Origin of the sequence: Streptomyces sp. NPDC013455, from assembly GCF_040632975.1 — a bacterium.
In the GTDB taxonomy this organism is placed as follows: Bacteria; Actinomycetota; Actinomycetes; order Streptomycetales; family Streptomycetaceae; genus Streptomyces.
Window position 1 is genome coordinate 170,525 of the sequence record NZ_JBEYCX010000004.1, and the last position, 19,175, is coordinate 189,699.

At 76.6% G+C, this 19,175-nt stretch carries 1 protein-coding gene; it reads right to left on the reverse strand.

Annotated features, from left to right (window positions below; translation table 11 throughout):
• Positions 1-10: 10 nt before the first annotated feature.
• Positions 11-18,949 (reverse strand): non-ribosomal peptide synthase/polyketide synthase, encoded by an 18,939-nt coding sequence (locus ABZ576_RS09290; RefSeq protein WP_360737891.1) that lies wholly within the window; start codon positions 18,947-18,949, stop codon positions 11-13.
• Positions 18,950-19,175 lie beyond the last annotated feature (226 nt).

The window sequence follows — 19,175 nt, forward strand, 5'->3', positions numbered from 1 at the left end:
CGTCGGATCCTCACCGTTCGTGGTCGTGGCCGCCGGACGCGGCGTCTTGGTCCCGTGCGCTGTACGCGGCGTCTTGGTCCCGTGCGCTGTACGCGGCGTCTTGGTCCCGTGCGCTGTACGCGGCGTCTTGGTCCTGTGCGCTGTACGCGGCGTCTTGGTCCCGTGCGCTGTACGCGGCGTCTTCGTGGCCGTGGCCACCGGGCACGGTGGAGCCGTCGTCGGCGTCGCCGTACGCGGCGTCCTCCAGTTCGCTCAGCACCTGCTCCTCGACCAGTTCCGCCAGGGCGGCGACGGTGCGGGAGACCAGGACGTCGCGGGGGGTGAGCGTGACGCCGAACGCGTCGTTGGCGCGGGAGGCGATGAGCAGGGCGCGCATGGAGTCGCCGCCGAGCAGGAAGTAGTCGTCCTCGGCGCCCACGGCCGTCTCCAGGGTCTCCTCCCAGACCGCCGCCAGCGCCTCCTCGGTGGGCGTGCGGGGGGCCACGTACCCGGGCCGGGCCGGCTCCTCGGCCGGCGCCGGGGCGGGCAGGGCGGATCGGTCGGTCTTGCCGTTCTCGGTGAGCGGGAAACGGTCGAGCACGACGAACGCCGAGGGCACCATCGGGCCGGGCAGGAAGCGGGCGGCCAGCGCCCGCAGTTCGGTGGCGGTGGGCGGTTCGGCACCGGGCGCCGTGAGCAGGTGCGCGACCAGCCGCGGACGGCCCGGTTCGTCCTCGCGTACGGTCACCACGGCGTCCAGCACGCCGGGGTGGCGTACGAGCGTCGCCTCGACCTCGCCCGCCTCGATGCGGTGGCCGCGCAGCTTGAGCTGGTGGTCGGTGCGGCCCAGGTAGTGCAGTTCGCCCGCGGCGTCGCGGCGTACCAGGTCGCCGGTGCGGTACATCCGGGTGCCGGGCGGCCCGAACGGGTCGGCGACGAACCGGGCCGCGGTCAGCCCCGGCCGGCCGAGGTAGCCGCGGGCCAGCGCCGGTCCGGTGAGCCACAGTTCGCCGGGGACGCCGTCGGGGACCGGCCGCAGCCGGGCGTCCAGGACGTAGGCGCCGGTGGCGGGCAGCGGGCGGCCGATGGGCGGTGCGGCGCCGTCCGCCGTCAGCGGCGCGGACCAGGTGGCGACGACGGTGGCCTCGGTGGGACCGTAGGAGTTGACCATGCGGTGGTGCGGGGCCCAGCGGGCGACGAGGTCGGCACCGCACGCGTCGGCGCCGACGACGAGCGTCCTGAGGTCCGGCAGCGTGCCGGGGGTGTCCGGCGGCAGGGTGGCCAGCGCGGCCGGCGGCAGCAGGGTGTGCGTGATGCGCTCGGCCCGCAGGACGTCGGCCAGTTCGGCGCCGAGCAGCGGTCCGGGCCGGGGTACGACCAGTCGGGCGCCGTGCGGCAGGGACATGCACAGCTCCAGCACGGAGGCGTCGAAGCTGGGCGTGGCGAAGGCCAGCACCCGGTCCCCCGGGGCCACCCGGTAGTGGGCGGCCTCGGCGGCGGAGAACGCGGCGAGCCCGCGGTGGGTGACGACGACGCCCTTGGGGGTGCCGGTGGAGCCGGAGGTGTAGATGACGTAGGCCGGGTCGTCCAGGTCGAGCGGGCGGGCGCGGTCGGCGTCGGTGGGCCGGTGCCCGGGGACGTCGTCGGCCGGGTCGGCGAGCAGTCCGGCGATCTCCTTGGCGTCGAGGGTGAGGGCGGGGGCCGCGTCGCGCAGCATCAGGGCGATCCGCTCCTCGGGGTAGGCGGGGTCGACGGGCAGGAACGCGGCGCCCGCCTTCGCCACCGCCAGCTGTGCCAGCACCATGTCCGCCGAGCGGGACAGCAGCAGCGCCACGAGGGTGCCGGGCCCCGCGCCGCGGGCGATGAGCCGGTGCGCAAGCCGGTTGGCCCGGTCCTCGGCCTCCGCGAAGGTCAGCCGGATACCGTCCGCCTCCAGCGCGGGGGCGGCCGGCCACCGGTCGACGGCGGCCTCGACGAGGGCGGGCAGGGTGGCGGCGGGCACCGGGGCGAGCTCGGGGCGGGCCGGGCCGTGCAGCAGCCGCTCGCGCTGCGCGGGCGGCAGGAGGTCGAGGTCGTCCAGGCGGGCGGTGCCGTCCGAGGCGGCCAGGGCGTCCAGGGTGTGCAGCAGCTGCCCGGCCAGGGAGGCGGCGGTGGCCGGGTCGAAGTACCGCGGGTCGTAGCCGAGTTCGACGGCCAGCCGGTCGCCGGGCGAGACGACCACGGTGAGCGGGTAGTTGGTGGCCTCCCGGGCGTCCAGGTCCCGCAGGGCGAGCCCGTGCGCGCCCGCGGTCGCGTCGCCGACCGGGTAGTTCTCGAAGACCACCAGGCTGTCGAAGAGCGGGGTGCCGACCGGGAGCCGCGTGAGGCCGTGCAGCGTGTTGAGCGGCAGGTGGTCGTGGCGGCGGTCCTCGGCCCGGTCCTCCTGCATCGCCCGCAGCCAGGCGGCGCAGCCGGCCGTGCCGTCGACGGCGGTCCGGGCGGGCAGCGTGGTGATGAACAGGCCGGTGATGGTGTCGGCGCCGGGCAGATCGGCGGGCCGTCCGGAGACGGTGGTGCCGAAGCACACCTCCCGCTCCCCGCTCCACCGCGCGAGCAGCAGCGCCCAGGCGCCCTGCACCAGGGTGTTGAGGGTGAGGCGGTGGCGGCGGGCGAACTCCTGGAGCCGGTGTGTCCGCTCGCCGTCGAGCCGCTGTGACAGCCAGGTGCCGGAGCGGGACGTGGTGCCCGGGGCGGGCCTGCGGTCGTAGGGCAGCGGGGTGGGGGTGTCCAGGCCGGCCAGTCGCGTGCTCCAGTGCTCCCGGGCGGGGCCGGTGTCACGGGTGGCCAGCCAGGCGGCGTAGTCCGCGAACGGCCTGCGCTCGGGCAGCCGGGGCGGCTCGCCGCGGGTGAGTGCGGCGTGCGCGGCCATGACGTCGGACAGGACGTGGAAGACGCTCCAGCCGTCCAGCAGGACGTGGTGGAAGGTCCACACCACGCGGACGGCGTCCGGGCCGAGCCGGACCAGCGCGAGCCGCAGCAGCGGGGCCCGGTCCAGGGCGATGCCCCGGTCGCGTTCGCCGGCGAGCAGCCGTTCCAGCTCGGCGGCGTGCCGGTCCGCTGGCATCCCGCTCCAGTCGAACTCGGTGACCGGCGGGGTCGCGTCCCGGTGGACGACCTGCAGCGGCACGGGTACGCCGTGCAGGGCGACGGACGTGCGCAGCACCGGGGTGCGGGCGACGACGTGCCGCCAGGCGTCGGCCAGCGTCCGCAGGTCGCGGGCGCCGTCCGCCACGAAGGTGATCTGCTCGACGTACAGACCGTGTGCGGCCTCGTCCAGGCCGTGCATCACCATGCCGGTCTGGGTGGGGGTGAGCGGGTACACGTCGGTCACGTCCGCCGCGGCGCCGACGAGCCGGTCGACGGCCGCCTGGTCCAGCGGTGCGAGCGGGAAGTCGGAGGGGGTGCGGCCGCCGGCGCCGGGCTCGGCGCAGTGCCGGACGATCGCGCGGAGTTCGTCGGTGAGCTCGGCGGCCAGCCGGGCGACGGTCTCCCTGCGGTGCACCTCGCGGGAGTACGACCAGGTGAACTCCAGCCTGCCGTCGGTCACCCGGCCGAGGACGTCGAGGAGGTAGGGCCGGTCCGCCGAGCGGTCCATGCCGCCGGCGAGGCCGCCGTGCGGCGCGTGCAGCAGTCCGCCCGGGGTGGTGGCCCACTCCTGGCGGCCCAGGTAGTTGAAGCTGATCTGCGGCAGCGCGGGCAGATCGGCTCCGGCCGTGGGGTGCAGGTGGCGCAGCGCGCCGTAACCGAGGCCGCCGTACGGTACGGCCCGCAGGTTCTCCTTGACGGTCTTCAGCACGGTGCCGGTGTCCGCGTCCCGGGGGACGTCCAGGGCGACGGGGTGGACGGTGGTGAACCAGCCGACGGTGCGGGCGAGGTCGGTGCCGTCGAACAGGTCCTCGCGGCCGTGGCCCTCCAGGGTCACGGCCACCCGGTCGCGGCCGGTCCAGCGGGCCAGCACCCGGCCGAGCGCGCACAGCAGGACGTCGTTGACCCGGGTGCGGTACACGTCCGGGACGTCCTGGAGCAGGCGGCGGGTCTCCTCGGCGTCGAGTCCGGCGTCCAGGCTCTCCTCGTCGGCGACCGTGTTGCCGCCCGCGGGGTCGTCGGCGGGCAGCGCGGTGCCGGCGTCCAGGGCCCGCCAGTACGCGAGTTCGGTGTCGAAGCCGCCGGCCTCGGTGTGTGCGGCGAGCCGCCGGGCCCAGGCCCGGAAGGAGGTGCTCTTGGGTGCGAGGGCCGGCCGCTCGCCGTCCCGCAGGGCGCGGTAGGCGGTGTCCAGATCCTCCAGGATCAGCCGCCAGGACACGGCGTCCACGACGAGGTGGTGGGCGGCGAGCAGCAGGACGGGCCGGCCGCCGTCGCCCGGCCGGCACAGCGCGGCCCGCAGCAGCGGCCCGGCGGCCAGGTCGAACCCGGCGGCGAGGGCGCCGGCCACCTCGCCGGGAGCCGCCCGGTGGTGCACCTCCAGGTGCGGGTCGTCGGCGCCGGGCGCGGTGCCGTACTGCCGCCACCGCCCGTCGGCGGCCCGTTCGAAGCGCAGCCGCAGCGCGTCGTGGTGCTCCAGTACGGCGGCCAGCGCGGCCCGCAGCAGCGTCTCGTCGGGGTCGGCGGCCAGGTCGAAGGCGACCGTCTGGCTGAAGTGGGCGGGGTCGCCGGCGAGGGTGTCGAGCAGCCAGTGCTGGACGGGGGTGAGCGGGGTGTCGCCGGTCACCGGGCCCTGCTCGGCCGTGACGGCCGGGTCCGGCAACCGCTCGGCGGCGGCGGCCAGTTCGGCGAGGGTCTGGTGGGTGAACAGGTGGCGGGGGGTCAGCGCGAGACCGGCCCGGCGGGCGGCCGAGACGATCTGGATGCCGAGGATGGAGTCGCCGCCGAGGGTGAAGTAGTTGTCGTCGGCGCCGACTTCGGGCACGCCCAGCACCTCGCGCCAGATGTCCGCGAGGGTCTGCTCCGCCTCGGTGCGCGGCGGCCGGCCCGTCTCCCCGGCGGCCTGGGCGGCCCACCGCGGCGCGGGCAGCGCCCGCCGGTCGAGCTTGCCGGTGGCACCGAGCGGCAGCCGCTCCAGCGGGACGACGACGGCGGGGACCAGGTGGTCGGGGAGACTGCGGGCGAGGAAGGCGCGCAGTTCGGCGGGGTCCGGGAAACCGGCCGGGCGGGACACCTCCCGGCCGGCGGACTCCACGGGACCGCTCGCACGGGCCGCCGCGCCGCCGGCGGACCCCGGCGCGTCGGCGGCACCGTGCGTCGCCCCACCGGCCGGCTCCGGCGCGCCGCCCGTCCGGGGGACGACGTAGCCGATCAGGCGGCGGTGGCCGGACTGCTCGACCACCCGGGCCGCTGCCGCGGCCACGGCCGGGTGGCGGGCGAGTGCGGCCTCCACCTCACCGAGTTCGATGCGGAAGCCGCGCACCTTCACCTGGTCGTCACCGCGCCCGAGGTAGACGAGGTCGCCGTCGGCCGTCCAGCGGACCAGGTCGCCGGTGCGGTACATCCGGCTGCCGGGCGGGCCGAACGGGTCGGGCAGGAAGCGGGCGGCGGTCAGGCCGGGCCGGCGCAGGTAGCCGCGGGCGACACCGGTTCCGGCGAGGAACAGCTCGCCGGGTGCGCCGGCCGGCACCGGGCGCATCCGCTCGTCCAGGACGTAGGCGCGGGCACCGCCGAGCGGGCGGCCGATCGGCGGGTCGCGGTCGGGGTCGGCCGGGTCGCAGGTGAAGGCGGTGGCGTAGACGGTGGCCTCGGTGGGGCCGTAGATGTTGTGCACCCGGCAGCCGGGGACGGCCGCGCGGACCTGGCGCACGGTCCTGGCGGGCAGCCCCTCCCCCGCGAGGACGACGGTGTCGGCGGTGATCCGCACGGCGTCCTCGGCGAGCAGCCGGTCCAGGGCCGAGGGCACCGCGCTGAGCAGTCCGGCCCGCCAGGGGCCGGGGCGTTCGGCGAGCGCCAGCAGGTCGCGGACGAGTTCCACGCAGCCGCCGGACAGCAGCGGCGAGAAGATCTCGAAGACCGACACGTCGAAGTTGAGCGAGGTGGACGCGACGACGTGTTCCAGGCCCCGGCCGGTGAACTCGGCCGCCGCCCAGTCGGTGAGGGCCAGCACGGAGGCGTGGCTGACGACCACGCCCTTGGGGCGGCCGGTGGAGCCGGACGTGTGGATGACGTAGGCCGGGTGGCCGGGCAGCAGGGGGCCGGACCGTTCGGTGTCGGCGACGGGCGCGTCCGGCAGACCGGCGCCGGGGTCCTCGTCCAGCAGGATCCTGGTGTACGGGCCCTCGGGCAGCCGCCCGGCGGTCTCGGCGGCGGTGATCACGGCGTCGGGCCGTACGTCCTCGAAGAGGAACGCGACGCGCTCGGCCGGGTACTGGGGGTCGACCGGCAGGTAGCCGGCACCGCTCTTCAGCACCGCGAGGAGCGCCGTGATCAGGTCGGCGGTGCGCGGCAGGCAGAGGGCGACGAAGCGCTCGGGTCCGGCACCGGCGGCGATGAGCAGCCGGGCCAGCCGGCTGGAGCGCGCGTCGAGTTCCCGGTAGGTGAGGCAGGTGTCGCCGCAGCGCACGGCGGGGGCGTCCGGGGTGCGTGCGGCCTGCCGCCGGAACGCCTCGGGCAGGGTGCCGTGCGGTGGCCGGGTCACCCGCCCGCCGAACCGGTCCACCAGCGCCCGCGCCCCGGCCGGGTCGAGCAGCGGCAGGTCGGCCAGCCGGCGGTCCGGGTCGGCGGCGATGCCGGTGAGCAGGGTGCGCAGGCTCGCGCCGAGCGCTTCCACCGTCGTGGCGTCGAAGGCGGCCGGGTCGTAGTCCAGGTTCACGGTCAGGGCGTCCCCGGGGGCGACGACCACGCTGAGCGGGTAGTTGGTCGGCTCCAGGTCCCGTTCCTGCTCCATGGTGAGGCCGTGCCGGGCCAGTGAGCCCTCGTCGAAGGGGTAGTTCTCGAAGACCACGATGGAGTCGAACAGGCCGGTGCCACCCGGTACGTCGCTCCAGGACTGCACCTGGGCCAGTGACACGAAGTCGTGCCGCCGGGCCTCCGACTGGGCCGCCTGGAGCTCGCGCAGCCAGTCCTGCAGGGGGCGGTGCCCGTCGACGTGGACCCGGGTGGGCAGGGTGTTGATGAACAGGCCCACCATCGAGGTGACGCCCGGCAGTTCGGCGGGGCGGCCGGAGACGGTCGTACCGAACACCACGTCGGTTCCCCCGCCGTAGCGGGACAGCAGCAGCGCCCACGCGCCCTGGAGGACCGTGTTCAGGGTCAGCCCGGCCCGCTGGGCGGTCTCCCGCAGCCGTGCCGAGACGTCCGGGCCGAGCGTCATCCGCACCGATCCCGAGGAGGAGGCGCGGTGGGCGTCGGCGGGCCGGCGGTCGCGGGGCAGTTCGGTGGGGGCCTGGAAGCCGGCGAGGGTGGCGCGCCAGTACCGCTCGGCCCGGTCGGTGTCCCGTCCGGCCAGCCAGCGCAGGTAGTCGGCGAAGGGCCTGCGCTCGGGCAACCGCGGCCGGCGTCCCGAGGTCAGGGCGGCGTACCGCTCGCACACCTCGTCGAAGACCTGGGCCGCGCTCCAGCCGTCGAGCAGGACGTGGTGGAAGGTCCACACGAGCCGGACCCGGTCCGCGGCCAGCCGGATCAGCATCAGCCGCATCAGGGGCGCGGCGCCCAGGTCGATGCCCGCCGCCCGGTCCTCGGCCAGCAGCCGGTCCAGGTCGCGCGCGCGGTCGTCGGCGGGCCGGCCGGACCAGTCGTGGTGCGTGACGGGCACGGTGGCCCGGTGCCGGACGACCTGCAGCGGCTGCGGGGTCTCCTGCCACACCAGGCGGGTGCGCAGCACCGGGTTGGCGTCCGCGGTGTGCTGCCACGCCTCGGCGAGGGCGTACGGGTCGGTGACGCCGTTCAGCACCAGCTGCACCTGGTTGACGTAGGTGCGGCCGTCGGGGTCGAGGAGGCTGTGGAAGAGCATGCCCGACTGCATCGGGGTGAGCGGGTACACGTCCGCGACGTCCCGGCCGTCTCCGGCGACGCGGTCCACGGCGGCCTGGTCCAGGCGGGCCAGCGGGAAGTCCGACGGGGTGCGGCCGCCCGCGTCCGGCCGGGCGCAGTGCGCGACGAGGTCGGTCAGGGCGCGCAGCATGCCCTCGGCGAGCGCGGTGACGGTCTCCTCGCGGTGTCGTCCGGGGCTGAAGTACCAGGTGATCTCCAGCCGTTCGGCCTCGATCCGGGCCACGACGTCCAGCAGGTGCGGCCGTTCGCCCTCGGGTGCCTCGGCGCCGCCCAGTCCGCCGGGCACCGCCCCGATGAGGGCGCCGCCGCCGGCGGACCAGTCGAAGCGGCCCAGGTAGTTGAAGCTGATGCCGGGCGCGGGCGTGCCGGTGAGCCGGGGGTCGCGGGTGAGGTGGCGCAGCACGCCGTAGCCGAGGCCGCGGCCGGGTACGGCCCGCAGCTGTTCCTTGACCGCCTTCAGGGCGGTGCCCCAGTCCCCGGCCGGGACGGTCAGGGCGAGCGGGAAGAGCGAGGTGAACCAGCCGACCGTGCGGGACAGGTCGACGTCCTCGAACAGCTGGTCCTCGCGGCCGTGTCCCTCCAGGCCGACGGCGACGGTGTCGCGTCCGGTCCAGTCGGCGAGGACCCGGCCGAGCGCGGTGAGCAGGACGTCGTCGACGCGGGTGCGGTAGACGCCGGGGACGCGGCGCAGCAGGTCGTCGGTGCGGTCGCGGTCCAGCCGGACGGTGACCTCGCGGACGTCGGCCATGGTGCCGGTGCCGTCGCCGTCGACCGGCAGCGGTTCGGCGCAGTGCCGTGCGGCCCGCTCCCAGTGGGCGAGGTGCGGGGTGAAGCGGTCGTGGTCGCGCAGCCGGCGGGCCCACTCCGCCACGGAGGTGGTGCGGGCGGGCAGCCGTACGGGCTCCGCTGCGGCGGCCTGCCGGTAGGCGGTCTCCAGGTCCTCCAGCAGGATCCGCCAGGAGACGCCGTCGACGACCAAGTGGTGGACGACGAGCAGCAGCCGGGCGGGCCGGGTGCCGTCGGCGGTGAACAGCCGGGCGGCCAGCAGCGGGCCCGTGTCGAGGCGGAGGCCGGCGTGGGCCGCCGCCGTGACGCGCTCCTCCTCCCCGGGGCCGTGGACCTGGAGCAGTTCGGGGACCGGGCCGTCGGCGGCGGGCACGTCCTGGTGCCAGGTGCCGTCGCCGTCCGGGGCGAACCGGCCGCGCAGGGCGTCGTGGTGGGTCCACAGGGCGGTGAGGGCGCGGCGCAGGGCGTCCTCGTCGACGGCGCCGGCCGCCTCGATGACGACGGACTGGTTGAAGAATCCGGCGCGGGCCGGGCGCGGGTCCAGGAACCAGTGCTGGATCGGGGTGAGGTCCACCGGTCCGGAGACGGGTCCGGTGCCGGCGACGGCGGCCGCGGCACCGCCGGCGGCGGCGGCCAGCTCGGCCACCGTGGGGTGCCGGAAGAGGTCGCGCGGGGTGAGGGTGAGTCCGGCGGCGCGGGCGCGCGAGACCACCTGGATGCTGAGGATGGAGTCGCCGCCCAGCATGAAGAAGTTGTCGTCCACGCCGACCCGTGCCACGCCGAGCAGTTCGGCCCAGATGGCGGCGAGGATCCGCTCGGTGCCGGTGCGCGGGGCGCGGTGGGTCCGCTCGCCGCCCGCCGACCAGTCGGGGGCGGGCAGCCGGCGCCGGTCGACCTTGCCGTTGGCCGTCAGCGGCAGCTCGGGCACGGTGACGAACGCGGCGGGCAGCATGTAGTCGGGCAGCCCGGCCGACAGGTGGGCGCGCAGTTCGGCGGCGTCCGGCACCGCGGTGCCGCCGGCCGGTACGAGGTGCGCGGCCAGCCGTTTGCGTCCGGCCTCCTCGTACAGGGAGACGACGGCCTCGGCGACGGCGGGGTGGGCGGTGAGCCGGGCCTCGATCTCGGCGGGTTCCACGCGGAAGCCGCGGATCTTGATCTGGTCGTCCGCGCGGCCGACGAAGTGCAGCTCGCCGTCGGTGCTCCAGCGCACGATGTCGCCGGTGCGGTACATCCGGGTGCCGGGCGGGCCGAAGGGGTCGGCGAGATAGCGGGCGGCGGTCGCCCCGGGCCGGCCCGCGTAGCCCCGCGCGAGGCCGGCGCCGGCGATGTACAGCTCGCCGGGGATGCCCGGGGGCAGCGGCTGGAGGGCGTCGTCCAGGACGTACGCGCGGGTGTTGTCGAGCGGGCGGCCGATGGGCAGGACGGCGGGCAGCGGGTCACCGGCGCGGAAGGGGCGGCGGGTGGCGAACGTGGTGGTCTCGGTGGGGCCGTAGCCGTCCACGACGGTCAGGCCGGGGCAGGCGTCCAGGACGCGGCGCACGACCGCGCCCGGCACCGCCTCGCCGCCCGTCCACACCTCGCGGGCGCCGCGCAGGCAGCCGGGGTCCTCCTGGGCCAGCAGGCGGAACAGCCCGGCGGTCAGCCACAGGCAGCCGACCCGCTGTTCGGTGACGGCGCGCCGGACCTGGGCGGCGTCCAGGTCGGCGGGCGGGGCGAGCACGGCCGTGCCGCCGCGCAGCAGCGGCACCCACACCTCGTAGGTGGCGGCGTCGAAGGCGTGCGGTGAGTGCACGAGGACCCGGTCGTGCCCGGCGAACGCCCGGTCCAGGGCGAGCGCGACGACGTCCCGCTGGCGCACCGCGACCCCCTTGGGGGTGCCGGTGGAGCCCGAGGTGAACATGAGGTACTGAACGTTGTCGGGGTGGACGGCCGCCGCCGGCGCGGGGCCGTCGGCCTCGGCGGTGTCGTCGACGCGTACGACGCCGTCGCCGGGCAGCACCTCGCGGGCCGTCCCCGCCCACCCGGCGTCGGTGAGGAGCAGGCCGGCGCCGGCCTCGGCCAGCATCCGGCGCAGCCGCCCGGCCGGCGCCCTGCCGTCCAGCGGCACGTACACCCCGCCGGTGCGCACGAGTGCCAGCTGGACGACGATCAGCTGGGCGGAGCGGTCCATCAGCACGCCGACCGGGTGTTCGGGCCGCACGCCGAGCCCGGCCAGCCGGGCCGCCAGCCGGGCCGCGCGCGCGTCGAGTTCGCGGTAGGTGAGGCGCTCGTCCCCGGCTTCCAGGGCCACCGCGTCGGGGGTGCGGCGCACCTGTGCGGCGAAGAGGCCGGCGACGGTGGTGCCGGGCAGGTCGGTGGCGGTGCCGTGCCAGGCGTGCAGCACCTGCTCGCGGCGGTGCGGGGCGAGCAGCGGGAGCCGGGCGGGCGGGCGACCGGATCCGGCGGGCATGCCGGTGAGCAGGACGGTCAGGTACTCGGCCAGCCGCTCGGCGGTGCCGGTGTCGAACAGGTCCGGGTCGTAGCCGAGGCGCAGCGCCAGCTCGGTGCCGGGGTAGGCGGTCAGGCTCAGCGGGTAGTTGGTGGTCTCGACGCCCTCAAGGCCGCTCAGGCGCAGTCCGTGGGCGGCGGCGAGGTCGTCGTCCACCGGGTAGTTCTCGAAGACGACGATGCTGTCGAACAGGCCGACCCGCTCCGGGAGTTCCGTGAACGACCGCATCCGGGTGAGCGGCAGGTGGTCGTGGCGCCGGTCCTCGCTCTGGTCGTGCTGGAGCGCGCGCAGCCAGTCGAGCAGGGTGCCGTGGCCGGGGACGGCGACCCGGGTGGGCAGGGTGGTGATGAACAGGCCGGTCATGGCCTCGGCGCCGGGCAGCTCGGGCGGCCGGCCGGACACGGTGGTGCCGAAGACCACCTCGTCGCGGCCCGCCTGCCGGGCCAGCAGCAGCGCCCAGGCGCCCTGTACCAGCGTGTTCAGGGTCAGTCCGGAGGTCCGTGCCAGCTCCTCCAGCGCCCGGGTGGCGGCCGCGGGCAGCGTGACGCGGACCGCGTGCGTGGACTCGGCGCGGTGGGCCTCGCGCGGCTCCCGGTCGTAGGGCAGCGCGGTGGCCTCGGTCAGGCCGGACAGCCGGTGTCGCCAGTGCCGTTCGGCCGGGGCCGGGTCGCGCTGCCGCAGCCAGGCCACGTAGTCGCGGTGGGGCGGGCGGTGCGGGAGGGTGTCGGCGCCGCCGCCGGCGTGCCGGGCGAAGACGTCGGAGAGCACCTGGAACAGGCTCCAGCCGTCCAGGAGCAGGTGGTGGAAGGACCACACCACGCGCACCGCGGTGTCGGAGACGCGGGCGAGCAGCAGGCGCTGGAGCGGGGCCCGCCCGAGGTCGATGCCGGCCGCGCGGTCACGGGCGAGCACGTCGTCCAGCCGGGCGCGGTGCTCCTCGTCCGGCAGGTCGCGCCAGTCCAGGTGGGTGACCGGTACCCGCGCGTGGCGCTGCACCACCAGCAGCGGTTCGGGCACGTCCTGCCAGACGACCCGGCCGCGCAGCACCTCGCTGCGGTCGGTGACGTGCTGCCAGGCGGCGGCGAGGGCCTCGGGGTCGGGCACGCCGTCCAGGAGGAACGTCAGCTGCTGGACGTAGACGCCGCGGTCGTCCTGGGACAGGCCGTGGAAGAGCATGCCCGCCTGGGTGGGCGTGAGCGGCAGCACGTCGGCCACCGCCGCCGGGTCCGCGCCCGTGATCCGGTCGACGGCGGTCTGGTCGAGCGGGACCAGCGGGAAGTCGGAGGGGGTGCGCCCGGCGGCTCCGGGCCGGGTGGCGTACCGGGCCAGGTCCTCCAGCGCGTCGGCGTGGCGGCGGGCCAGGCCGTCGACCGTGTCCCGCCGGTGCAGCCGCTCCGAGTAGAACCAGGTGAACTCCAGGCGGTCGTCCGTGAGCCGGCCGACGACCTCCAGGACGTGCGGGCGCTCGGCCGCCGGATCGGCGTCGAGCTCCAGCGGCCGTACGGTGCCCCGGTAGAGGCCGTCGCCGTCCTCGGGCAGCCCCATCCGGCCCAGGTAGTTGAAGCTGATGTGGGCACTGGCGGTCCGCGGTGCCGCACCCGGGCCGGCCGTCCGGCGCAGCACGTCGTGGCCGAGGCCGTGCCGGGGTACGGCGCGCAGCTGCTCCTTGACCTGCTTCAGTACGGCGTCCCAGCCGGCGTCCTCGGGGACGGCCAGGGCGAGGGGGTACCGGGTGGTGAACCAGCCGACCGTGCGGCTGATGTCCAGCTCGGGGAAGAGCTCCTCGCGGCCGTGTCCCTCGACGTCGACCAGCACCCGGTCCCGTCCGCTCCAGGCGCACAGTGCCCGTCCGAGGGCGCTGAGCAGGACGTCGTTGGCCTGGGTGCGGTAGGTGTCGGGCAGGGTGCGCAGCAGGGCCGTGGTCGCCTCGGGGCTCAGCCGTACCGTGACCTCGCGCTGGGCGGCGTAGGTGTTGGCGCCGCCCGGCAGGTCGGCGGGGAGGGCGGGTTCGGTGCCGCCGGCCGCCCGGGCCCAGTACTCCCGCTCGTCGTCGAAGCCGCCGCCGGCCGCGTGGGCGTCCAGCCGGCGCGCCCACTGCCGCAGCGGTGACGACTTCGCGGGCAGGGCGGCGGCGCCGTCGGCGCCGGTGCGGCGGGCCCGGTAGGCGCGGTCCAGGTCCTCCAGCAGCACGCGCCAGGAGACCCCGTCGACCACCAGGTGGTGGACGGCGAGGTGCAGGACGTGCGGGCGGCCGGGTCCCCGGTCGTGCAGTACGGCCCGCAGCAGCGGTCCCCGGGCGAGGTCGAAGGGGCCGAAGTGGGGGGTGTCCCGGTCCGGGCCCGTGTGCCGGGTGAGCGGGACGCGGGGTGTCCGGCCGTCGACGAGCCAGCGGGTCCCGGGGGCGGTGCCGTCGCCGGTGAAACGGGAGCGCAGGGCGTCGTGGTGGGCGACCAGGTCGTTCAGCGCGTCCTCCAGCGCCGCCGGGTCCAGGTCGTCGGGGAGCGCGACGGACAGCGCCTGGGCGTAGTGGCCGGCGCGCTCGGCGGCGGTGGTGAACAGCCAGTGCTGGATGGGCGTCAGGGGGGCCGGGCCGGTGGCCGGCTCGGGTGCGGGCGCGGTCTCGCGCGGGCCGGCGGCGTCCGCGCAGCGGGCGAGGGCGGCGACCGTCTGGTGCCGGTAGACGTCCCGGGAGGTGAGCGGCAGGCCCTCCTGCCGGGCGCGGGCCACCACCTGGATGCTGAGGATCGAGTCGCCGCCGAGTTCGAAGAAGTTGTCGTCGACGCCGACCCGTTCGGCGCGCAGCACCTCGGCCCAGATCGCGGCGAGCGCGCGTTCGGTGGGGGTGCGGGGCGCGACGTGCCGTACGGCGCGCACGGCGGGGCCGGGGTCGGGCAGCCGGCCGCGGTCGAGTTTGCCGTTCGGGTTGAGCGGCAGGCCGTCCAGCACGACGACGGTCGACGGCACCATGTAGTCGGGCAGGGTACGGCCGAGTTCCCGGCGTACGGCCTCGGCTTCCACCCGCTGTCCGGCGGCCGGGACCACGTAGCCGACCAGGCGCCGGTGGCCGTCGTCCTCGGTGGTGGCGGTGGCCGCCGCCTCGGCCACGCCCGCGAGGCCGCGCAACGCCTCCTCCACCTCGCCCAGTTCGATGCGGAAGCCGCGCACCTTGACCTGCTGGTCGGTCCGTCCGACGTACTCCAGCAGGCCGTCGGCGCGGCGGCGCACCAGGTCGCCGGTGCGGTACATGCGCTCCCCCGGCGCGCCGTACGGGTCGGCGACGAACCGGGTGGCGGTGAGTCCGGGCCGGTTCAGGTAGCCGCGGGCCAGGCCCGCGCCGCCGAGGTACAACTCGCCGGTGACGCCGACGGGTTGCGGGCGCAGGGCGTGGTCCAGGACGTAGCCGCGGGTGTCCGCCACCGGTGCGCCGATGGGCGGGGCCTGCTCCGGCAGCCGGTCGTCGGCGAACCAGGCGGTGGCGTACACCGTGGCCTCGGTGGGGCCGTAGATGTTGGCGATCCGGCAGCCGGGCAGGGCGGCGCGCAGTTCGTGCAGCGTCTGCGCGGGCAGCGCCTCACCGGCCAGGACGACGGTGTCCGCGGTCACCGGTGCCGTACCGCCCGCGATGAGCCGGGAGACGACGGACGGGACGCCGCTGAGCAGCCCGGCGCGCCGTGGGCCGGTGCCGTCGGCGAGGGCCGGCAGGTCGGCGACCACCTCGACGGTGCCGCCCGCCAGGAGGGGGCAGAGCAGCTCGAAGACGGAGACGTCGAAGTTGAGGGAGGTGGCGGCGACGACATGGCCGAGCTCGGCGGCGCCGAACCGCTCCCCCGCCCAGGCGGCCAGCGCGGCGACGCTGCGGTGGGTGACCACGACACCCTTGGGGCGGCCGGTGGAGCCGGAGGTGTAGATGACGTAGGCGGGGTGGTCGGGCAGCAGCGGGCGGAGCCGGTCGGCGTCGGTCAGGTCCGTGTCGGGCACGGCCGGGCCGGCGCAGTCCTCCAGGAGCAGCGGGGCGCAGTCCGGGGGCAGGGCGGAGGCGGTCTCCCGGGTGGCGACGACGAGGGCGGGCCGGGCGTCGGCGAGCATGAGGCGGACGCGCTCGCCCGGGTAGGCGGGGTCGACGGGGAGGTAGCCCGCGCCGGACTTGAGTACCGCCCACAGCACGGGCACGAGGTCGGCGGAGCGCGGCAGGCAGAGCGCGACCAGGGTCTCGGGGCCCGCGCCGCGTGCGACGAGCTGCCGGGCCAGCCGGTTGGCGCGCCGGTCGACCTCGGCGTAGTCCAGCCGGACCGGGCCGCAGACGACGGCGGTCTGGCCGGGGGTCCGGTCGACCTGGGCGCGCAGCAGCCCGGGCAGGGTGCGGTGTCCGGTGTCCCGGTGGGGTCGCGCGGGCGGGTTCCAGTCGTCCACCAGCGTGCGCTGTTCGCCGGCCGAGAGCATGGGCAGTTCGGCCAGGGTGCGGCCCGGGCCGTCCGCCATGGCCGTCAGCAGGCGGTGCAGGTGTCCGGTGAGGCGGGCCACGGTCGCGGCCTCGAACAGGTCGGTGTTGAACTCGGCGGTCAGCAGGCAGCCGCCGTCCGCTTCCGGGGTGAACTCCAGGACCAGGTCGAAGCGGGCGGCCGGGCGGGGCAGCGGGTGCTCCGCGCAGCGCAGGCCGCCGGAGAGCGGCGGCACGGGGAGGGCGGACTGCTGGACGACGAGTGCCTGCACCAGCGGGGTGCGGCTCGGGTCGCGCGGCGGGGCGAGTTCCTCCACCACCCGGTCGAAGGGCACCCCGTCGTGGGCGAAGGCGTCCAGCACCGTGGTCCGCATGCGCTCCACGAACCGGTCCACGGTCGCCCGCTCGTCCACGTCGGTGCGCAGCACCACGGTGTTGGCGAAGAAACCGGGCACGTCCTCCAGGTCCCGCCGGCCGCGCCCGTTGGTGACCGTGCCGAAGGCGATGTCCCGCTGTCCCGAGTAGCGGGCGAAGAGCAGCGCGGAGGCCCCCGCGAACAGGGTGAACAGCGTGGTGCCGCGCCCCGCGGCCAGCTGCCGCAGCCGCGTCACCAGGTCCGCGGGCAGGGTGTGCCGGTGGGCGGCTCCGGCGGTGGTGCGCACGGCGGGCCGCGGCCGGTCGGTGGGCAGCTCCAGCTGCTGGAGGCCGGTCAGGTGGCGTTTCCAGTAGGCCAGGTCGGCGGTGTCGGCGGCACCGGCCCGCTGCCGCCGCTCCCAGACCGCGAAGTCCGGGTACTGCACGACGGTTTGCGGGAGGCCGTCGGGCTCGCCCGTGGTCTCCGCGTGGTACAGGGCGGCGAGTTCGCGGGTGAGGATGCCCACCGACCAGCCGTCGGTGACGATGTGGTGCTGGGCCAGGAGCAGCAGGTGGTCCTCGGCGGCGAGCCGGACGAGCAGCGCCCGGGTGAGCGGGCCGGCCGCCAGGTCGAACGGGCGGCCGAGCTCCTCGGTGAGCAGCGCCTCGGCGGCCTCGGCGCGGCGCGTGTCGGGTACGGCGGTGAGGTCGGCCGTCCGCAGCGGCAGGTCCGGCCGCGCCGCGACACGCTGCGCGCCCTGGCCGTCGGCCGTGGTGAAGGTGGTGCGCAGGGAGGCGTGCCGGGCCGCGAGCCGGTGCAGGGAGCGGCGCAGCGCCTCCGGGTCCAGGGCGCCGCGCAGCCGCAGGGAGACACCGGTGTTGTACTCGGTGCCGCCCGCGGTGAGGTCGTCCAGGTACCACAGGCGCCGCTGGGCGCTGGACAGCGGGAGGGTGTCCGCGCGGGGGGCGGGCGGGATCGGCTCGGGGGGTGCGGCGGCCGACGGGTCGCCGAGCAGCGGGGCCAGGGCGGCGATCGTGCGCGCGGTGAACACGTCCCGCACGGTCAGCCGTACGCCCAGCTCCTCCCGGATCCGGGACAGGGCACGGGCGGCGAGGATCGACTCACCGCCCAGGTCGAAGAAGTCGTCCGTCACACCGACCGCGTCGACACCCAGGACGTCCGCCCAGATCGCGGCGAGCGCCCGCTCCTGTGCCGACCGCGGCGCCACCCGCCCGGACACGACCGCGCGCTCGGGCGCGGGCAGGGCCCGCCGGTCGATCTTGTGCTGCGCGGTGAGCGGCATCCGGTCCAGCACCACGACGGCGGACGGCACCAGGTGAGCGGGAAGCAGCCTGGCCACGGCGGCACGGAGGGCGACGGGGTCGAGGGGCGCAGGAGGGGTGGGGGCGGGGGCCGGCGGGGCGGTGGGCTGCGCGGAGGCGGACCGCACCTCGCCGGGCGGTGTGGCGGTGGCCGGGGTCTGTCCGGACGGGGTGACGTAGGCGACGAGGCGCTGGTGGCCCGGTTCGTCCTCGCGCACCACGACCACGGCCTCGCCGACGGCCCCGGCCCCGGCCCGGCGCAGGGCCGCCTCCGTCTCCCCCGGTTCGATGCGGAAGCCTCGGATCTTCACCTGCCGGTCCAGCCGGCCCAGGAACTCCAGCTCCCCGTCGGCGGTCCGGCGCACCCGGTCCCCGGTGCGGTACAGGCGGCCCCCGGGCGGACCGAAGGGGTCGGCGACGAAGCGCGCGGCGGTCAGCCCCGGGCGCCCGAGGTAGCCGCGGGCCACCGCGTCGCCGCCCACGAACAGCTCGCCGTCCGCGCCGGGCGGCACCGGCCGCATCGCGGAGTCGAGGACGTACACCCGGGTGTGCGGCAGGGCGTCACCGATCGTCGGGGTGCCCCGGCCGGCGGTGAGCGGCCCGGTCCAGGTGGCGACGATGGTGGTCTCGGTCGGGCCGTAGGAGTTGATCATGCGGCGGCCGGGTGCCCAGCGGTCGACCATCCCGGCCGGGCACGCCTCGGCGCCGACGATGAGCGTACGCAGGTGGCGCCCGGTGCCGTCTGCCGGATCGGGCAGGGTGGCCAGTGCGGCGGGCGGGATCAGGGCGTGGGTGATGCGGTGCTCGTCCAGGACCGCGGCGAGCTCGTCGCCCAGCCAGGGGCCGTGCGGTGGTACGACGAGCGTGGCGCCGGCGAGCACGGAGACGAACAGCTCCAGGACGGAGGCGTCGAAGCTGGGCGAGGAGAACTGCAGGACCCGGTCGCCGGGCCCGACGGCGTACCGCTCGGCGGCGGCCGCGGTGAAGCCGCCGATGCCGCGGTGGGTGACCGCGACGCCCTTGGGCGTGCCGGTGGAACCGGAGGTGTAGATGACGTAGGCCGCGTGGTCGGCGTCGGCCACGGCCCCGTCCCCCGGCCCCGCCTCCTCCTCCGCGCCGGCCTCCGCGCCCAGCAGTTCGCCGAGCCGGAGCGGATCGTCCAGGATGACGGCGGGCGCGGCGTCGTCGAGCATCAGCGCACGTCGCTCGGCGGGGTAGGCGGGGTCCACGGGCAGGAAGGCGGCGCCCGCCCGGGCCACGGCCAGTTCCGCCGCTATCAGCTCCATGGAACGCGGCAGGACCAGGGCGACCACCTGCTCGGGCCCCGCTCCCCGCCGCACCAGGTGTGCGGCCAGCCGGTCGGCGCGGTCGGCCAGTTCACGGTAGCTCCAGGTCCGCCTGCCGTCGGTGAGAGCCGGTGCGTCCGGGGTACGCGCCACCCAGGCGGTGAACAGCTCGCCGAGCGTCGGGTACGCCGGGGCCGCGGCGCTCTCCGGCGCGCCGGCGGCGGGGCCGGTGTGCGGCAGGGAGGACGCCGGTGCGGGCTTGTCGTGCAGGTCCGTCATGGGTGAAGTCCTTCGGAGAGCGGAACGGTGCGACGCGGGCGGGCGGCGGCCTGACCGTGGGGGCGGTACGCCAAAGCGGGGTGGCACAGCGGGTGTTGCGTGGCGGTGCGGCGGTGCCGGGATGCGGCGGTGCCGAGGTGGGGCGGCGGCGAGGTGGGGCGGTGCGGAGTCGCGGCGGAACGGGACCGGGGCGGCTGGGCGGCGCGGGCACGGGGCGGCCCCCGCG